Source organism: Intestinibacter sp., assembly GCF_034113885.1.
Taxonomy (GTDB): Bacteria; Bacillota; Clostridia; order Peptostreptococcales; family Peptostreptococcaceae; genus Intestinibacter.
This window is the reverse complement of record NZ_JAXEWM010000162.1, coordinates 78306-97011: the sequence shown is the minus strand read 5'-3', so window position 1 is coordinate 97011 and position 18706 is coordinate 78306. Positions and strand designations below refer to the sequence as shown.

Here is an 18706-nt window from a genome sequence, read left to right as displayed (position 1 = left end):
AAGTAGAGTGTTTTGGTAGAAGATTAGAGGAAAATTCTTTGCAGGATGCTTCGTGTGTATTTATGATGTATATAATACTTTGTGTTGTTTCATCTGTAATAATTTCGAGTATTGAAAATGTACCTATGCTAACTTCTTCATTTGAGTGTGTATCGGCTATTGCTACAGTTGGTTTAACTATAGGTATAACACCTAAGTTATGTGCTTTGTCTGAGTTTATATTGTCAATGCTTATGTTATTTGGTAGAGTTGGTTCTATTACTATATTATTAGCATTTTCATCAAATAAAAGAATAAAAGTTTCAAAGTTGCCGCATGAAAAAATAAAAATTGGTTAAAAAATATTCAGTATTAGATAATGTTTTAATTATAGAAAGAAGGTATTTTTATGAAATCTATTTTAGTAATAGGATTAGGTAGATTTGGAAGACATATGTCACAAAAATTAATAGAAGAAGGTAATGAAGTATTTGCTATAGAGAGAGATGAAGAAATAGCAGATTCTTCTATAGATATAGTTAGCAATATTCAAATAGGAGATGCTAGAAATGAAATGTTTATAAAGTCTATAGGGGTAAGAAATTTTGATATATGTGTAATAGCTATAGGAGATAATTTTCAAACTACTCTAGAAATTACAGTACTATTAAAGGATTTAGGTGCAAACTTTATAATAGCAAGAGCTAGTAGAGATGTTCATAAAAAACTTTTGTTGAGAAATGGTGCTGATTATGTTGTTTATGCTGAAAGAGATATAGCAGAAAAGCTTGCTGTAAAATTTGGAGCGAAGAATATATTTGATTATATAGAGCTTAATGAAGAATACGGCATATATGAAATTGCTGTTCCTAATTCATGGAGGGGAAAAAGTATAATAGAAAAATCAATAAGAAATAAATACAATATAAGTATTTTGGCTACGAAAAAAAATGGAAAGCTACATCCTATGATAGACCCAAATCATGTATTTTCAAGTGATGAAAGCTTGATGGTCATGGGACGACATAGTGATATAAAGCAGTTAACAAAATAAATTTTATTAGTAAAAGAGGCTTAATGCAAATTTTGTTTTGCATTAAGCCTCTTTTAGTGTATAGAAAGTAAAGTATAAAGATAGAGTATAGAAATCTTTATACTTTATTAACATCAAAGCTTTTTTATAAACACTTTTTTAATTTTTTGTGCGGTATATTTATTAACATGAAAGGATGAAACAAAATGAATGTAATTACTATTTTAATAGGATTGGTTGGAATCGCATTATTAATTTACTATGTAATACTTTTAATGAGGGGGAGAGACTAATGTCACATACTATATTACAGTATATTTTTTATATAGTTGCATTAGTAATAATAGGATTACTATTAGCCAACTATATAAGTAAAGCTATGAATGGAGAAAAAGTATTTTTAACTAAAATAATATCTCCAATGGAAAAATTTTTGTATAAAATATTAAAAATTGATCCTGAAAAGGAAATGGGTTGGAAGGAATATCTATTTAGTGCATTAGCATTTAATGTATTTGGTTTAATTGTACTATGGATAATGTTTATGATACAAAAATTCCTTCCAGGAAATCCAATGCACATAGAAGGAATGTCATGGGATTTAGCGTTTAATACAGCCGTAAGTTTTGTAACAAATACAAACTGGCAAGCTTATAGTGGTGAATTCCAATTAAGTTATTTATCACAAGCTCTAGGATTAACAGTACAAAACTTCGTTTCAGCAGCATCAGGTATCGCAGTTTTATTTGCTTTGATAAGAGGTCTTGTTAGAGCTAAAAATAAATGTATAGGTAACTTCTGGGTAGACTTAACTAGAAGCGTAATGTACGTATTATTACCATTATCTTTAGTAGTTTCTATAGTAATAGCTTCACAAGGTGTAACACAAAGCTTAAAAGAAGGTGAAGTTGTAAAATTACTAGAACCTATAGCAGTAGATTCTGAAGGAAGTATGATAGAAGATGCAGTTATAGAAGGCAATAAAATACTAGTAGATAATAAAGTTGTAGAAGATGCAACTGTAGTAGATGAACAATTTGTTCCCTTAGCACCAGCGGCAAGTCAAATTGCAATAAAACAACTTGGTACAAATGTATGAAAAAGATATTAAGACCGGCGATTTTATTTGTCGTAGCTTTTACAATAATATGTGGTGTAATTTACACAGGAGTTGTAACTGGTATAGCAAATTTATGTTTTAACCATCAAGCTAATGGAAGTATAATCGAGGTTGACGGTGTTAAATATGGAAGTGAATTATTAGGACAATATTTTAAAGATGATAGCCATATGTGGGGACGTGCGATGAATGTTAGCACAACTTCATTTGTAAATTATGATGGAAAAACACTTATGTATGCAGGTCCATCAAATACAAGTCCAGCTAGTGATGATTACGGTAAATTAATCAAAGAACGTGTAGCTAAAATAAAAGCTGCAAATCCAGATATGGGAGATACTAAAGTTCCAGTAGACTTAGTTACTTGCTTTGGTTCTGGTCTAGATCCAGATATATCTGTTGCAGCTGCTAATTATCAAGTAAAAAGATTGGCAAAAGCAAATAATATGTCTGAACAACAAATAAAAGACATAATAAAAAAATGCACTAACGAACCATTTTTAGGTGTAATTGGTGAAAGAACAGTAAATGTTTTAAAAGTAAATTTAATGATAGATAACATATTAAAATAGTATTAGCATAAATTGGAATTCAAGCAAAAAAACTTGAATTCCAATTTGCGCAATAAAATGATTTTTTTAAAAATAAAAATTTCGAGTTATAATATATAATGAGTATATTTTTAAAAGACTAATTTGGGGGAGGAATTAAGATGAGGTCAAATCCAGAAGACATATTGAAGAAAATAAAATATGAGGAAGACGCTAAAAAACCAGGCAAATTAAAAATTTTCTTCGGATATGCAGCAGGAGTTGGTAAGACATATGCTATGCTTAAAGCTGCACATGAGTTAAAAAATCAAGGTGTAGATGTTGTTGTAGGATATGTAGAGCCACATACGAGACCGGAGACAACAGCACTTTTAGATGGATTAGAACAAATAGAAAATTTAGAAATAAAGTATAAGGGAATTGTATTAAGGGAATTTAATTTAGATGAGACTATAAAAAGAAATCCAGAGGTTGTATTAGTTGATGAATTAGCACATACAAATGCAGAAGGATGCAGACATATAAAGAGATATCAAGATATAGAGGAATTATTAAATGATGGTATTGATGTATATACTACAATCAACGTTCAGCATATTGAGAGCTTAAATGATATAGTAAATTCTATTACAGGGATAGCTGTACATGAAAGAATTCCAGATAGAGTATTTGATAATGCAAATCAAGTTGAGCTTGTAGATATAGAGCCTGAGGAATTAGTTGAAAGATTAAATCATGGGAAAATATACAAAAAGGAATCAGCAGAAAGAGCATTAAACAATTTCTTTACATTAGAAAATTTAAGAGCTCTAAGAGCTATAGCACTTAGAAGAACAGCTGATAGAATAAATAAAATCTCTGAAAAATTTGGTGTAGGAGAAGGCTACTATTTTACGGAAGAACATATTTTAGTGTGTCTTTCTTCATCACCATCAAATGCTAAAATTATAAGAACAGGAGCTAGAATGGCGACTGCTTTTAATGGAAAATTTACAGCTATTTATGTTGAAACAGATCAGAATGTAGATTTAGAAACAGAGGACAGATTGAGATTAAAAAGCAATATGAAGCTAGCAGAACAGCTTGGAGCTAAAATTGAAATAGTTTCAGGAGAAGATATTGCATTTCAAATAGCAGAATTTGCAAAATTAATGCATATATCTAAAATTGTTATGGGAAGAAGTAGTACTAAAAGAACGGGAACCTTCTCTAAGGCTTCTTTTGCAGACAAGCTTATAGCATATGCACCTAATATAGATATATATATAATTCCAGATAGGAAATCAGAATATAAGAAAAAAATTAAAGAGGAAAAGGAAAAAGATAATAATACAAATTTTGAAATTATATCTCTAAAGGACGTTTTAAAGACTTTATTGATTTTATTAGTCGCGACATTGATTGGATTTGGTTTTTATTCATTTGGAATAAGAGAGGCTAATATAATAACAGTCTATATTTTAGGAGTATTGTTTACATCTACTGTTACGAATAGTATACTTTGTTGTGTAATGTCATCATTATTTAGTGTATTAATTTTTAACTTCTTATTTACAGAGCCATTATATACGTTTAACGCATATGCTTCAGATTATCCGATTACATTTTTGACAATGTTTATAGCAGCTCTCTTGACTGGAAGCTTGGCATCAAAGATAAAAAAACAAGCTCAAATTGCTGTGCAATCGGCATATAGAACAAATGTATTGCTTGAAACAAATCAAATAATTCAACAGGCTAAAAATAGCGATGATATAATAAAATTTACTGTAAAACAGCTTAGAAAATTATTAAATAAAAGTATTGTATATTATAGTCCTGACGATAAAAAAAATTTAAGGCCACATATATATTCTTTAGTAGATGGAGATAAACGAGAAGATTACGATAATCATAAAGAAAGCGCCGTTGCACAATGGGTTTTTAAAAATAATAAACGTGCAGGTAAATCAACTAATACTCTACAAGGCTCAAACTGTATTTATTTGGCAGTTAGAAGTAGAGAACAGGTATATGGTGTAATAGGTATATCACTTAAAGATAGTGACATGGAAGCTTCTGAAAATGATCTAGTATTATCTATAATTGGAGAATGTGGATTAGCCTTAGAAAAAGATTTATTTAGTAGAAAAAAAGAAGAAGAAACTATGAAGGCTGAAAAAGAAGAATTGAGAGCTAATTTATTGAGATCAATATCACATGATCTGAGAACACCACTTACATCAATATTGGGAAATGCAGGTGTTTTAATAGATGAGAATATAGTTTTAAGCGAAGACAAAAAGAAAAATTTATATAGTGATATTTATGATGATTCTATGTGGCTTTTAGAAATAGTAGAAAATATATTAGCTGTAACAAAAATTGAAGATAATTCAATGAATATAAAATTAGTTCCTGAAGTAGTAGAAGAGGTAATAGACGAATCGTTGAGACATTTAAGTAGAAAGAGCAAAGAACATAAAATTGTAAAAAAACCAATTGAAGACGTAATCCTAGCTAAGATGGATTCTAGACTTATTATACAAGTCATAGTAAATATAGTTGACAATGCTATTAAGTATACTCCTGCTGGATCAAAAATAGTTATTTCTGCTGAAAAGAAGGACAAAGACTATGTTACAATAAAGATTTCAGATAATGGAGAGGGTATAGCAGATCAAAGTAAAGAAAAAATATTTGATATGTTCTATAGTACGCATAACAAAGACAGCAATATAGCAGATAGTAGAAGAGGGCTAGGTCTTGGACTTGCTCTATGTAAATCTATTATAAATGCTCATGGTGGAGAAATTGGTGTTTGCGACAATGAAGAAGAGGGAAGAGGAAGTGTATTTTATTTCACTTTAAAAGCACAGGAGGTTAATTTATATGAATAAACATAGTATATTAGTTATAGAGGATGATTTAGCAGTAAAAAATCTTATCACAACTGCTTTAGAAATGCAAAATTACAAATTTCATACAGCTGAAACGGGAAATCAAGGTTTAATGGAGATTTTATCTGGAAATCCAGATATAGTTTTATTAGATTTAGGATTGCCGGACATAGATGGTATAGATATAATAAAAAAAATGCGTACATGGTCTAATAAACCTATAATAGTGATTAGTGCTAGAACTGAAGACAAAGACAAAATTGAAGCATTAGATGCAGGTGCAGATGATTACTTGACTAAACCATTTTCTGTAGAGGAGTTGTTAGCTAGAGTAAGAGTTATATTTAGAAGATTAAACTATGTAAATAGCAATATAGAATCTAATTCGATATTTATAAATGGAGATTTGAAAATTAATTATGCTCAAGGTTGTGCATATATGAATGACGAAGAATTACATTTAACACCTATAGAATATAAATTACTATGTGTTCTTGCAAAAAATGTCGGAAAGGTATTGACTCATACCTTTTTAATTAAAGAAGTTTGGGGAAATACTTTAGGCAGTGATGTGACTTCACTTAGAGTTTTTATGGCAACGCTTAGAAAGAAAATTGAGATAGATACATCAAAGCCTAAATATATACAAACACATGTAGGTGTGGGATATAGAATGCTTAGAATTGAATAATTTTTTATGAAAAATTAATATCAATGTACAGAACCTTTACACAAAGATTACGAGAAAATTAATACAATAAAAGTAAATAAAAAAGCAAATAAGAGTAATCAATAAAACGGTAAAGGGGAGAAATATAATGAAAAAAATACTTTAGAAATAATGAGAGACAGTGTTTCAGAAAGATTATATAGATTAAGTAAAGTAGTAAAAGTATTAGTTAAAAGAGGAAAACTCGATGAAGCTAAAAAATTAGTTTTAAGTCAAATGGTAAAATATCCTGATTCAGCAGAACCACATAATTTGTTGGGAATTATAGAAGAATACAAAAACAACCATATTTTGGCTATGAAACATTTTAGAGCTGCTTGTGATTTAGATCCTACATATGCTCCAGCTAGATTAAATATAGAAGTATTTGGAGATTTTGATAACATGAAAAATCCAGTATATAATGAAGATGATATAGAAGTAAAACCACAAAAGCTATATAAAATGATATACAATAAAAAAGGTATTGGAAGATTTATAAAATAAATTAGGTATTTAAAAAATTGTAAAATATACTTATTAAAAAAATGCAAAGTCAAAGAAAATATAATTCTCGACTTTGCATTTTTTTGATTAAAAACCTAATTCTTGTCATTAGAATTAACCAAAGATTTATCTTATGACAACTCATGTTTATTCTGTTAAATGACTATCCTCTAATTTTGACACAAATTTGTGTAATAATCTGTTGATTGGAGCCTTAAGGAATATATTTATAAGTATAGCGGATACAAGAAATACAAATAATACGCATAAATCTATTCTTAAGTTAGGAAAATATATACCACCTATAGCCTCTCTCATAGCTGAAATACCATAAGTAAATGGTAAGAAAGGATACACAAAGTGGAAAAATTTAGGCGTTACCTGGATAGGGAATGTACCACCAGATCCAGCAACTTGAAGAACTAATAAAATTACACTTATAGCTTTTCCTATATTTCCAAATAAAGATACTAGAGAATATACTATAAAATTAAATACCATACTTATAAATAGGCATATAAGTACAAATAAGAATGGATTATCCATCTTTACTTTAAGTAAAAAAATATCACCTACACTTACTATAAGTGCTTGAACAAGAGCTAATGATAAAAAAGTAAGTCCTCTACCAAGATAAACTTGATAAGGTCTATAAGTATCAGTAAGATTGTGATTATCATCCATATCATTATGGGAAACATGAACCTCTGTAGTTAAAAGTGATGTTAATAGCAATATACCAACCCACAGAGCAAGAGTAGTATAAAAAGGTGTCATAGAAGCACCATAATTAGTCATAGGATATAGCGTATGTTCAACTATATCTACAGGTGATTCTAAGAAGCTAGCATTAGTCATAACATCATTTTTTAAGAAATTGATAAGCTCCTTTGTATCTTTACCATTATTTATTTTATCTAAAGCATCTATAAAGTCATTTAGGATAGTTTTAGCTTTAGGGATTTTTTCATTAGCAAGGTCAATAGTTCCTTGAGCATTTTCTGAAAATCCTGAAAGACTAGATAATAAGCTTTTTACTTTAGGAATTTCGTTTTTTGCATTTTGTAATAACTTACTGACATCTTCAGAAACAGTTATACCTTGAGAAAAAATGTTATTTATAGGATTTTTAATAGATGAATCATAGTTATTTAATATTCCTGCTGTGATTGTATTAACATCATTTGCAACTGTAAGTAGCTTATTTAAGTTATCCAAAGAAGGTTGTTCATTTGCCTCAACTTGGTCTTTTATTTTACTTAAATAAGCAAGTGAAGTTTCTATTTTTGAATTTATATTATTTAATTTACTTATAGTGTCGCTTAAATCTTGATTATGAGATATATTATTTAATTTATTTAAAAACGAAACTAAATTACTTGACATATTGTGTAAATTATTTAATTTTAAGGACAAATCGTCTATTAATTGTGGTGCATTTTCATAATTTGAATTTATGGCATCTATTAACGCTGTTACACTGTTAGTAGTAGATGCTGACACACTATTTAAAGCTTGTAAATCTCTTTTTACTATAGGGCTTATTTGAGTTAGACTGCCTTGAGTATTTTGTAAGAAGCTATTTACATTAGAAGATAAGTTTGATGCATTTGTAATAGTTTCTTCTATTAAAGGCATATTTTTATTTAAACTATCTATGATATTATTCATCTTGACTATAGATTCAGAGGCATAATCAATAGTATTGTCAATTTTTGAAAACCTGTTTTGAACATCACGTAATGATGTTTCAATTTTTGTAAGTTTAGGCAATTCTTCTTGTAATTTTATACCTGTATCATTTAAAAAGTTAAAAACTATTTCACCTATCGTTTTTATAAATGTCTGATTTATTTGCCCTTGGATAGATGAGGCGCCTTTAGAAGTTATTTTAGGTGCTATTGCATTTATTTTTTCATTTACTGAATAAACTATTTGAGCTCTTTTAGTATCTTCAGATACAATTGATATTAAATCAGATGAGAAATTTTTAGGAATTTCGATTGTTGCATAATATTTTCCGCTTTCTAATCCTTTTTTTGCAGTATCTGAATTCACGAATCTCCATCCGAGAGCATCGTTATCTTTTAATTTTTTTATTAATTGATCGCCGACATTGATACTTCTATCAGCTAAAACGGCACCTTTATCATTATTTACAACAGCAATAGGTACATTACCAGTATTTCCGTATGGGTCCCAAGATGCGAGTATATTAAACCATGCATAAAGGGAAGGTAGAATGCAAAGTGCTATTATGACTATTAAAAGCGCAAAATTAGTAAAGATATCTTTTATATCGTCGTAAAAAATTTTTAACATTTTTTCCTCCATAAAATATATTTTTCTTTATTTTGCTCTTTTTTGTATTTTCTATTAATAAAATAATTTTTAAATCAAAAAAGCTATCTGTTATTCAAGCAGATAGCTTTAATAGTAAATAGAAAAGTTTTTAAAAACCTAATTCTTCTCCAACTAATACGATTTTAATTTTAGATACAGGTCTACTCATTCTAGTTATAACAACTTGATTGCATATGCTTTCTGTAGATTTACAGTTAGCACAAGAACCCTTTAAATAACAAGGAGTTTTAAGATCCTTAAATCTTTGGATATTTATAGGAGCTGCTATATTTCTTGCTCTACTAACAGCGTCGTCAAGAGTTTTGCAGACTTTGTTGATTCCTACTATCATAACTACGCTCTTAGGACCGTAGCATAGTGCAGCGACACGGTTACCGTTGCCGTCTATGTTTACAAGTACACCGTCTTCAGTCATAGCGTTAGTACTCATTAAAAATGTGTCAGATAAAAGAGATTGTCTCATTAAATCTACACGTTCTTCAGGAGATTTTGCAGTATCTCTATCTATAACCTTGTAGTTTTTCTTTACATAGTCAAGTAATCCAATTTCATCGATTGAAACAGAGCCACCCCATGAAACTACGTCTTCCTTTGGAATTAATTCAATAGCTTTTTTTAGAGCGTCTTCTTTTGTTTCGCAGTAATAAGCGTCAAAATGTCTTTTTTGTAGATTTTCTACTACCTTTGCGCCTAGTAAATCGTATCTAACTTCTTTTGGTGTATTTCTTCCCATTTTAATACCTCCATTTTTACTTATATTTATGGTATTATTTTAGCATAATTCAAAGAAATATGTATAAATATGTTAATATATTTCTATACGTTATAAAAAGCGATTGAAAGAAAATAATAGATATACAAAGGTTGTGATTTGATTGAAATTTGATATAGATAAATTGGAAAAAATAATTTTTTATTATAAAAAGGATATAAAAAATATTTCGCTAGATGAAGTTTATAAATTGAAGGCTATAAAGTGTTTTCAGGATAATTGGGATATAAATGCAGAAGATTTTTACGAGATGCTATCGAGCGCATTATCTAAGAGTAAAAGACTTCTTGCTTCTAGAAATTTTTTTCCTAAAAATATGATTTTGTATTTTGCCAGTAAGGAGCCTGAGACAGTTAGGGAAATGTTTGTAAATTTGTTTAATGAGACGATTAGTTTATCTAGAAGGATTGACTCCTTTAGAGATGCGTCTGATATTTTATTAAAGCAGTATGCTGATGAAAAAATGAGCACACATTATCAGAATTTGAACGCTATCAGTACATATTTGTTTTTTAGATTTCCGGAGAAATACTGTGTATATAAGGAGGGCAAGTTTAAGAACTTTGCGGATAAGATAGGATATGATAGCTCTCAAAAAAGGGGTAGCTTTGAAATTTTGCAAGCTTATTACGATATGTGCGATGATGTTTTTGGCGTTGTCAAAAATGACGAAGAATTGCTTAAAATAGCTATAGATAGGTTTAGAAATATGAATTTTGCTGATAATGGACTACATTTGCTAACAGAGGAAATTATATATATTGGAAGTAAGATTAATTTTGATTCTATTTTAGATATCACTCAAGATGATAAAAAACAGGAGAAGTGTGATGAATATACAAAAGAAGATTTTTTAAGAGAGGTCTATATTGACGAGCAGAAATATGATCTTTTAGTTGGGATTCTAAATAGAAAGAAAAATATAATACTTCAAGGTGCGCCTGGTGTGGGCAAGACATTTTTATCTAGACGTCTGGCGTATTCTATATTAGGAGCAAAGGACGATCATAAAGTTAAGTTTGTCCAATTCCACCAAAATTATTCATATGAAGATTTTATAATTGGATATAAACCTTGTGAAAATGGGTTTGAGCTTAAGTATGGAGTATTTTATAATTTTTGCAAAAAAGCCGAAAAAAATCCCGAGGATAAATATTTCTTCATTATAGATGAAATCAACAGGGGAAATATAAGTAAAATATTTGGAGAGCTGATGATGCTTATAGAAAATAGTTACAGAGGAGTAGAAATAGAGCTAGCCTATGGAGGAGAAATGTTCAGTGTACCTCAAAATATCTATATAATCGGGATTATGAATACTGCAGATAGAAGCATTGCTATGATCGATTATGCTCTTAGACGTAGATTTAGTTTCTTCGATGTGAAACCTGCGTTTGAAAGCGATAGATTTTTGAGTTATATCGATAGCTTAAATAATAAAAAAATTTCAAAATTAGTCGACACAGTAAAATTGCTGAACGAGTATATAACGGAGGATTTTTCTCTCGGCGAAGGATTTTGCATAGGGCATAGTTATTTTTTAAGTGGTGATTTTACCGATAGATATATTTACGAAATAGTTGAATTTGATATAATTCCCCTTTTGAGAGAGTACTGGTTTGATGACTACGATAAGCTAGAAAAATGGGAAAAAGCTTTAAGAGATATAGTCGAGTGATTGTGTGGTGTAAGCTATGATAAAGGATAGAAGTATTTTTATAAAGAATATATACTACATGTTAGCTTATGTATATACAGATTTAGTTCAAAAGGACTATAGAGATATTGCAGTTGAAAAATTTGAAAATACAGGTGATATTTTATCAGTTATTTTGTTTAAAATGGTTTCTAAACAAATGAAACGAGGGATGATAAAAAAATATATAGAAGAACAATCAGAGGTAGAAACTTTAAAGGGAAGAATAAATATACAAGAGAGTATAAAGCTAAAAGCAAATAATAAAAATAAGCTGTATTGTGAATATGATAGGTTGTCTATAAATAATTATTTGAACAGTATAATCAAGACGACTATGAAAGTCTTAATTTTATCAAAAGAAATATCAGAGCAAAATAAAAAAAATCTAAAAAAGCTGATGTTTTTATTTTCGGATGTGGATTTAATCCAAGTGGATAAAATAAAATGGAGCAATATAGAGTACAACAGAAATAATAAGAGCTATACAGGGATAATAAATATATGCTATTTAGTTTTAAATGATTTATTGCTGTCTACTGATGATGGAGAATACAGATTAGCTAGTTTTTTTAGTGAGAAGAAAATGTACAGCTTGTACGAAAAATTTGTATTGAAGTACTATCAAAAGCATTATCAAAAACTACATCCAAGAGCTTCAAAGATAAAATGGAACTTAGACGATGAATCAGACCAATTTTTGCCGGAGATGAAGACGGATATAACTCTTAAAGGTAGAGATAAAATATTGATTATAGATACAAAATACTACGAGCAATCTATGCAGACTATACAAATCTACAACAGTAGGACTATTCACTCAAATAATTTATATCAGATATTTACTTACGTAAAAAACAGAGATACTGATGAATCTGGAAATGTATCTGGACTGCTTTTATATGCAAAAACAGATGAAAGTGTAATTCCAAATGGTGAGTATATGATGAGCGGAAATAAGATAATGGTCAAGACTTTGGACTTAAATATTGAGTTTAAATTTATAGCTGAAAGCTTGAATAAAATAGCCGAGGATCTATTATAAAAGGAAAATTATAGTTGAAAAATTTTTCAAAAAGGTATATAACATATAAATATAATTTAAATAAATTTATTTAAAGTGAATAGAAGGTTTGGGGGAGATACTATGAGTTCACTGATAACAATAGATTGGGACTATTTTATGAACTACATGAGTACATGGAATGGTTCGTATATAGAAAACGAGACAAATATATACAAGCATTGGTATAAAAAATATTTTGAAGAAAAAAATAGGGGTATTGACATCACAAAACATATGAATGTAGGCGGTGAGGTCGACGAATTTTGGGCTAAATTAAAAAAAAATGTAAATTTTAAACCAAATACAAAGATACTGCTAACAGAATCACATTTAAATGCTTATAAAATCGCTGTAGAGCAAGGCGTTGACTCGGTTTTTTCATTTGATTCACATTCTGATTTAGGATATGAAGGTCTGGATTCATTTAAATTTGAGGTCAACTGTGCTGACTGGCTTGGAAAATTAATCTATGAAGGCAAAATAAACCAAGCAAATATAATTTACGGTCCTTATACAAATGAATATCCAGAGGAATTTGATGAAATTAATAAAAAATACGATGTAAACTACTTGACCTTAGAGCAAGTAAAATGCGACGATCCGTGTGAAATCGTACATATATGTAGGTCAGGATGCTGGAGTGCTCCTTGGCTAGACAAGAGATTTCTTGCTTTTGTGTATGAATCAGGATTTGAATTTGAAAATATAGATATAAAAGAAAGAGAATGGGACCCAAATGGTATTAGTCTTGCCGAACAGATAGACTATATGCTTTATGGGTAAAATTACGAGCCTGTAAAATTTAAATAATTTTGCAGGCTTTATTAGTGTATTAAGAGTAATTAATTTATATAATTAAAGTATATAGGAATTTTCAATATATAATTTGAGAGGTGATTAAATGAAGGATGCAATTTATCTAGAAAATATAAATAAATACTACGGTAAGAAAAAGGTTTTACATGATATTAACTTGAGCATTCCAAAAGGATGTATATTTGGTCTTTTAGGTCCATCTGGATGTGGAAAAACTACGACTGTCAAAATAATAGCGGGTGTTTTAAAGAAGGATTCAGGAAAAGTCGTAGTGTTAGATGAAAAAATGCCTAATTTAGATATTATGGCGGATATAGGGTATATGGCGCAGTCAGCTGCACTTTACAAGGATTTATCTGCATATGATAATTTGAAATTCTTTGGAAGCTTGTATAAATTAAAAAAGGATGAATTAGAAAATAGAATAAATTATGTGGCAAGGCTTACTAATTTACAAGATGATTTAAATAAAAAGGTAGTTGCTTTTTCAGGTGGTATGAAACAAAGATTATCGCTTGCAATAGCTCTTATAGCAAATCCAAAGGTGCTTATTTTAGATGAACCTACAGTTGGTATAGATCCAGTCCTTAGAAAAAGTATATGGGAGGAGCTATACAAATTAGCAGATAATGGTGTAAGTATTTTGGTGACTACCCATGTAATGGACGAAGCGCTAAAGTGCGATAGGCTGGCGATGATGAGAGAAGGAAAGCTTTTGGCAGTTGGAACACCAGAAGAAATACAAAATAAGGCGAATACTACAAATCTTGAAGATGCATTTATTTATTTCGGAAAGTTAGGTGATAATGATGAAAATTAAGGCGCTTACAGTTAGGATATTAAAACAGCTTTTAAACGATAAGAGAACTATTGCACTTATAGTAGTAGCGCCTATAGTAGTGTTGTCGCTTGTGTATTATGTACTCTGTGAGAATACTACAGAATATACAGTAGGAGTGATAAATGCACCTAAGGACTTTTTGGAAGAAATAGAAAATACAGACGATGAGGATAATATTGTCAAGACAAAATATGTAGACCCAAAAGACATCGAAAAAGAAATTAAACAAGGGGAGATAATAGCTGCCTTAGATATGGACGACGATTTAAAAAAAGTAAAAATATACATTGATGGTACTGACAACACAGAAGCTAAAAAAGTTATATCATTGATAAAAAGCGCCATCATGTCATCTTCCATAGATAATTCAAAAGAAAATATTGAAAATATGAAAGAAGGTATTTCAGAGTTAAAAGAATCTGTGAAAGATATATCTAAATTAAATCCAAATATGAGCGCTGATTTAAACATAGATGAAATTGATTTAGAAAATATAGAGTTTACAGAGACAAATTTTGATACAGATTATATATATGGAAACGAAAATCAATCTATGTTTGACAATTACGCTGCTCCATTAGTTGGAATAATAGTATTTTTCTTTGTATATCTACTTTCAGGTATAAATTTCTTGACTGAGAGAACATCGGGGACTTTAGAAAAATTACTGTCTACACCTATCAAAAGAAGCGAAATAATAATAGGATATGTACTTGGATTTAGTATACTTGCTTTAGTTCAAACTATTTTAATTACTTTATTTGTGGTGTATGGATTGGGAGTAACTCAAGTTGGAAACATAGGATATGTACTGCTTGTAAATCTTTTGACATCTATAACTGCCCTTATACTTGGGATGCTTTTATCTACACTTGCAAATGGAGAGTTCCAATTTGTACAATTTGTGCCGATAATTATACTTCCTCAGGTATTTTTATGTGGTCTATTTAAATTGACTGGAGTATTTGCAGTTATCAGCAAATTTATACCGCTTCATTATACTACTCATGCTTTAAAAGAAGTCATGCTTAGAGGTAATGGAATTTCTTATATAACAAGTGATTTATTGGCGCTTGTCGGATTTTCAGCTTTATTTATTATTTTAAATATTAGGTTATTGAAGAAACAAAGAGATGTATAACTGATATACAATAATTTTTATTAATACATCATTTAAAAAATAATTATAATCAAAATAGGATGTGGAATAGTTTATTTAAAAAGCTCCACATCCTAAGTGCTTATGTATATTGTTGATTTTATAGGAAATACTTTTGATATTACAACAGTTGATATAATTGATTTCTTGAATGAAATATATTATTTGTAGAGTATTTATTACATGTAAATTTTGAAGATTTAAATTTATTTTAAGTACATATTTTATCAAGTATCGACTGTGTAAATATGTAATTTATTTGTATCGAAGTCAAATATAACTACTGTAAAATTATATGCATATCTATTATTTATATTTGTTTTGGATTCTTCTGGATAGTTTTCTGCATATCTATCTCTAAAATAATAAATACCGTTTTTAATTTTAGAAATATCAGGTCCGAATGAGTCTTCATCGCCGTCGTCAAATACCCCAATAGCTTCTTGAAAATCTTTTTTTATAGGAAGAGAGCTCCATTTATCGTTTTTATCTGTAGTTTTAATAAATGTTTCTCTTCCTTTTTGTGTTAATTGAATGATTACATAGCTATTTCCGTCCATTGGAAATCCACCGTAATTGTCTTTGTACATTAAAACAGTTGAGTCGGTTGGAATTTTTGTGTCTATTGTTTCGCTATAGTAGCTTAATGGATCATTTTTGTATTTTATAGATTTATCGATATTTTTGGAATCTTGAATTATGCATGATAATGCAAGTAATAGTGGAAAAAGTATAATCAATAATAAACTGAGTTTTCTATTTGATAACATAAAATCATCTCCTTTTGACTTTATAATAATATATTTTGTTTTGAAAAACAATAATTATATATTGAAATTCAATAAAAATTAATTGTTTATTAATAAAAATGAAAGATTCAAAATGCAAATTACACATTCTTTTTATAAAATTATATTATATATATGTCTTTGAGATATTCAAAATATAATTTGAAAGGATTGAGTTGCTTATGAAAATGGAAATACTATTCAACAAAATTAAATATTTAGAAGTGGATTATGATGAAAATTTTATAATTCAAGAAGTCAAAACACAAATATTTGGTGACAGTCAAGTCGACTTTATAAAGGATTTAATTAAAGTTAGAGAATTATTGTATCATCATTATATATTTGGTGAACCTTTAACAGAAGGAGTACTTGATTATATTTGTTTTGTTATAGATAAAACAAATTCATCTATCCATATGACGATTGATGATTTTATAAAAACAAAGAAAAATTTATATAAAACAAAAAATAAGTCTCTCTTCGTTGTAAGAGATAAAACTGCCGATTTGACAGTTTTATGTATAAAAATAGGTCAAAATATAGATGATATAGAAATAATCAAACCTGTAAAAGATTTTGTCAAAACAAAGGATTTAATAGATGCAGTCGAGATTTTAATAAAATATAAAGAAAAAGAAAAATGGATCTCAAGCAATATCAATCACTGTGAAAAAACTTTATACGAGGAATTATTAGATGGAAGATACAATTTTAGTATTAGCAAGTACGACAATAATAATTTTAAACTAGATAAAAGTCTTCTATCTAGAGGACAACTAGACAATAAATACATATCGACTGAATCAAGTGGATCCTTTGAATATTTAATAAAATATAAAAAACAAAGTATAATGCGTGTTGAGTTAAAAAATGGCGAATATGAAGTAAAATTTGAAAATGCTCATTTTATTAGGGAAAAAATAGACAGTGAAGAACTCGTAGATTTATGGAAAAATCTTAAAGATGTAAAATGTCTAAATGTAAATGAGATAACACCTTCACTTATAAAAAATATTTTTGATAGATTCAAAATGAATAAAATGGAACTTGAACCAGTTTATAAAAATAATAAAAATAATTATGCAGAGAAAAAGGATAAAAAAATGGGGCACCCTAATTTTTCAGATGTTGTAGGTATGGACAAAATAAAGGAAAGACTAAACGATGTAATTCACCAATTTAAAAATGAAGAAATATACGAAAAATGGCATATAGAACCGATTAGATCTATACTTCTATACGGACCTTCAGGAACAGGAAAATCCTTCATAGCAGAAGCTCTAGCAAATGAAATAGATGCAGTATTTATAAAATACAGTGCATCTGATATATTCCATCAATATGTAGGAGAATCAGAGGCAGCAGTAAGACGTTTATTTGACGAAGCTAGAAGAAGAAATTGTAAAACAGTTATATTTATGGATGAAGTAGATGCAGTTGCTAATAAGAGAAGTCAAGACGACAACGCTTGTAAGAATTCGATATTAAATGAATTGCTAGTTCAAATGTCATCTCCTGATAATAAAAATATATTCATGATATTTGCTACAAATATGGTTGATATGTTGGACCCGGCATTTCTAAGATCTGGTAGAGTTGATTTTAAAATAGAAGTTGCCTTGCCAGATTACAATATGAGAAAGGGAATTCTGGAATTAAATTCCCAAAATAGACCACTAGATGATGATGTAGATCTATCAGCTATAGCTAAAATAATGAGCGGTAAAAACTGTGCAGATGTAAAACTAGTAGCAAATGAGGCAGCTAGAAGTGCTTTAAAACAACATAAAGATAAAATATCACAAAAACACTTTAGAGATGCTTACGAAGAAATGGTTGTCGGATTACCTGATAAAAATAGAAACTTTGAATTAAAGGAAAGACACGTTACGGCAGTACATGAAACGGGACATTTAATAGCAAATATTTTACTCGACAATAATAGTGAAGTTAAAAGTATTTCGATATTGCCAAGAGGTAGTGTTTTAGGCTTTGTACATTCTGAAGATAAAAATATCGACAAGTATTTAGACACAAAGACAGAACTTTTCAATAAAATTAAAGTACTTCTAGCAGGTAGAGCAGCTGAAGAATTAATGCTCGGCGAAATTACAACAGGAGCAGCCGATGATTTAGAAAAAGCAAATAACATAGCTAGAAATATGGTGGTAAAATACGGTATGAGCGATGAGTTTGGATTTGTAACTGATAGTAAATACGATATAATATCTAAAGAAAAAGCGACTAATGTTATTAGAGAAATGCTAAAAACTTGCTATAAAGAAGTAAAATTCTTGCTAAAAGAATATAGATATATGTTAGTTAAGATAAGTGAAGAGCTTGAAGACAAGGAGGAATTAAACAAAGCTGAAATAAAAGTATTTATCGATGAAATACAAGCGTGATAAGTATTGCTATAATTA

Annotated in this window: 16 protein-coding genes; 13 read left to right on the top strand and 3 right to left on the bottom strand. The window is 29.0% G+C overall.

What is annotated here, in order from left to right:
* From SPD90_RS10340 to SPD90_RS10310, 7 genes are all read left to right on the top strand, one after another.
* Nucleotides 1-338, top strand: a 338-nt coding sequence (locus tag SPD90_RS10340; RefSeq protein WP_320925168.1) for a potassium transporter TrkG, incomplete at its 5' end; no start/stop codon positions are given.
* 50 nt (nucleotides 339-388) lie between these two features.
* Complete coding sequence (locus SPD90_RS10335; protein WP_320627133.1) at nucleotides 389-1033, top strand: potassium channel family protein; 645 nt, start codon at nucleotides 389-391, stop codon at nucleotides 1031-1033.
* A gap of 271 nt (nucleotides 1034-1304) precedes the next feature.
* Nucleotides 1305-2111 carry a potassium-transporting ATPase subunit KdpA gene (locus SPD90_RS10330; protein ID WP_320925167.1) on the top strand — a complete coding sequence of 269 codons (807 nt, stop codon included), beginning with the start codon at nucleotides 1305-1307 and terminating at the stop codon, nucleotides 2109-2111.
* Nucleotides 2108-2704, top strand: coding sequence for a potassium-transporting ATPase subunit KdpC (gene kdpC, locus SPD90_RS10325; protein WP_320925166.1), 597 nt, complete (start codon nucleotides 2108-2110; stop codon nucleotides 2702-2704). The genes SPD90_RS10330 and kdpC overlap by 4 nt, the downstream gene beginning before the upstream one ends.
* A gap of 140 nt (nucleotides 2705-2844) precedes the next feature.
* Nucleotides 2845-5562, top strand: coding sequence for a sensor histidine kinase KdpD (locus tag SPD90_RS10320; RefSeq protein WP_320925165.1), 2718 nt, complete (start codon nucleotides 2845-2847; stop codon nucleotides 5560-5562).
* The gene (locus SPD90_RS10315) at nucleotides 5555-6253 is read left to right on the top strand and encodes a response regulator transcription factor (protein ID WP_320625373.1); all 699 of its coding nucleotides are present in this window, start codon (nucleotides 5555-5557) and stop codon (nucleotides 6251-6253) included. Before SPD90_RS10320 ends, SPD90_RS10315 begins: the two co-directional genes overlap by 8 nt.
* 150 nt (nucleotides 6254-6403) lie before the next feature.
* Nucleotides 6404-6778: a hypothetical protein gene (locus SPD90_RS10310; protein WP_320925164.1), complete on the top strand. Its 375-nt coding sequence runs from the start codon at nucleotides 6404-6406 to the stop codon at nucleotides 6776-6778.
* Nucleotides 6779-6925: 147 nt separating this feature from the next.
* Here SPD90_RS10310 and SPD90_RS10305 read toward each other — a convergent pair whose 3' ends face one another.
* Both SPD90_RS10305 and SPD90_RS10300 read right to left on the bottom strand, forming a co-directional pair.
* Nucleotides 6926-9100, bottom strand: a complete 2175-nt coding sequence (locus SPD90_RS10305) for a YhgE/Pip domain-containing protein (protein WP_320925163.1) — start codon at nucleotides 9098-9100, stop codon at nucleotides 6926-6928.
* A 130-nt stretch (nucleotides 9101-9230) separates the two neighbouring features.
* Complete coding sequence (locus tag SPD90_RS10300) at nucleotides 9231-9875, bottom strand: lactate utilization protein (RefSeq protein ID WP_320624694.1); 645 nt, start codon at nucleotides 9873-9875, stop codon at nucleotides 9231-9233.
* Nucleotides 9876-10017: 142 nt separating this feature from the next.
* Between SPD90_RS10300 and SPD90_RS10295 the strand changes: the two genes are divergently transcribed.
* The 5 genes from SPD90_RS10295 to SPD90_RS10275 all read left to right on the top strand — a co-directional run bounded on the left by SPD90_RS10295 (nucleotide 10018) and on the right by SPD90_RS10275 (nucleotide 15474).
* The gene (locus SPD90_RS10295) at nucleotides 10018-11592 is read left to right on the top strand and encodes an AAA family ATPase (protein WP_320925162.1); all 1575 of its coding nucleotides are present in this window, start codon (nucleotides 10018-10020) and stop codon (nucleotides 11590-11592) included.
* 16 nt (nucleotides 11593-11608) lie between these two features.
* Nucleotides 11609-12655, top strand: coding sequence for a 5-methylcytosine-specific restriction endonuclease system specificity protein McrC (gene mcrC, locus SPD90_RS10290; protein ID WP_320624692.1), 1047 nt, complete (start codon nucleotides 11609-11611; stop codon nucleotides 12653-12655).
* A gap of 102 nt (nucleotides 12656-12757) precedes the next feature.
* Complete coding sequence (locus SPD90_RS10285) at nucleotides 12758-13459, top strand: arginase (protein WP_320624691.1); 702 nt, start codon at nucleotides 12758-12760, stop codon at nucleotides 13457-13459.
* A gap of 118 nt (nucleotides 13460-13577) precedes the next feature.
* On the top strand, nucleotides 13578-14312 hold the full coding sequence (locus SPD90_RS10280) for an ABC transporter ATP-binding protein (RefSeq protein WP_320925161.1): 735 nt from the start codon (nucleotides 13578-13580) through the stop codon (nucleotides 14310-14312).
* A complete protein-coding gene (locus SPD90_RS10275) occupies nucleotides 14302-15474 on the top strand; it encodes an ABC transporter permease (protein ID WP_320925160.1) in 1173 nt (390 codons plus the stop codon). Before SPD90_RS10280 ends, SPD90_RS10275 begins: the two co-directional genes overlap by 11 nt.
* A 245-nt stretch (nucleotides 15475-15719) precedes the next feature.
* Here the strand turns inward: SPD90_RS10275 and SPD90_RS10270 are convergent, their stop codons facing one another.
* The gene (locus tag SPD90_RS10270) at nucleotides 15720-16262 is read right to left on the bottom strand and encodes a hypothetical protein (protein ID WP_320925159.1); all 543 of its coding nucleotides are present in this window, start codon (nucleotides 16260-16262) and stop codon (nucleotides 15720-15722) included.
* Between the two features lie 200 nt (nucleotides 16263-16462).
* Here SPD90_RS10270 and SPD90_RS10265 point away from each other — a divergent pair, with 200 nt between their 5' ends.
* Entirely contained in the window at nucleotides 16463-18688 is a 2226-nt protein-coding gene (locus SPD90_RS10265; protein WP_320925158.1) for an ATP-dependent metallopeptidase FtsH/Yme1/Tma family protein, read from the top strand.
* Nucleotides 18689-18706 lie beyond the last annotated feature (18 nt).

Coding starts and splice junctions, on each gene's coding strand:
- SPD90_RS10335 (WP_320627133.1), top strand. CDS start 389: ATGAAATCTATTTTAGTAATAGGATTAGGTAGATTTGGAAGACATATG.
- SPD90_RS10330 (WP_320925167.1), top strand. CDS start 1,305: ATGTCACATACTATATTACAGTATATTTTTTATATAGTTGCATTAGTA.
- kdpC (WP_320925166.1), top strand. CDS start 2,108: ATGAAAAAGATATTAAGACCGGCGATTTTATTTGTCGTAGCTTTTACA.
- SPD90_RS10320 (WP_320925165.1), top strand. CDS start 2,845: ATGAGGTCAAATCCAGAAGACATATTGAAGAAAATAAAATATGAGGAA.
- SPD90_RS10315 (WP_320625373.1), top strand. CDS start 5,555: ATGAATAAACATAGTATATTAGTTATAGAGGATGATTTAGCAGTAAAA.
- SPD90_RS10310 (WP_320925164.1), top strand. CDS start 6,404: ATGAGAGACAGTGTTTCAGAAAGATTATATAGATTAAGTAAAGTAGTA.
- SPD90_RS10305 (WP_320925163.1), bottom strand. CDS start 9,100: ATGTTAAAAATTTTTTACGACGATATAAAAGATATCTTTACTAATTTT.
- SPD90_RS10300 (WP_320624694.1), bottom strand. CDS start 9,875: ATGGGAAGAAATACACCAAAAGAAGTTAGATACGATTTACTAGGCGCA.
- mcrC (WP_320624692.1), top strand. CDS start 11,609: ATGATAAAGGATAGAAGTATTTTTATAAAGAATATATACTACATGTTA.
- SPD90_RS10285 (WP_320624691.1), top strand. CDS start 12,758: ATGAGTTCACTGATAACAATAGATTGGGACTATTTTATGAACTACATG.
- SPD90_RS10280 (WP_320925161.1), top strand. CDS start 13,578: ATGAAGGATGCAATTTATCTAGAAAATATAAATAAATACTACGGTAAG.
- SPD90_RS10275 (WP_320925160.1), top strand. CDS start 14,302: ATGAAAATTAAGGCGCTTACAGTTAGGATATTAAAACAGCTTTTAAAC.
- SPD90_RS10270 (WP_320925159.1), bottom strand. CDS start 16,262: ATGTTATCAAATAGAAAACTCAGTTTATTATTGATTATACTTTTTCCA.
- SPD90_RS10265 (WP_320925158.1), top strand. CDS start 16,463: ATGAAAATGGAAATACTATTCAACAAAATTAAATATTTAGAAGTGGAT.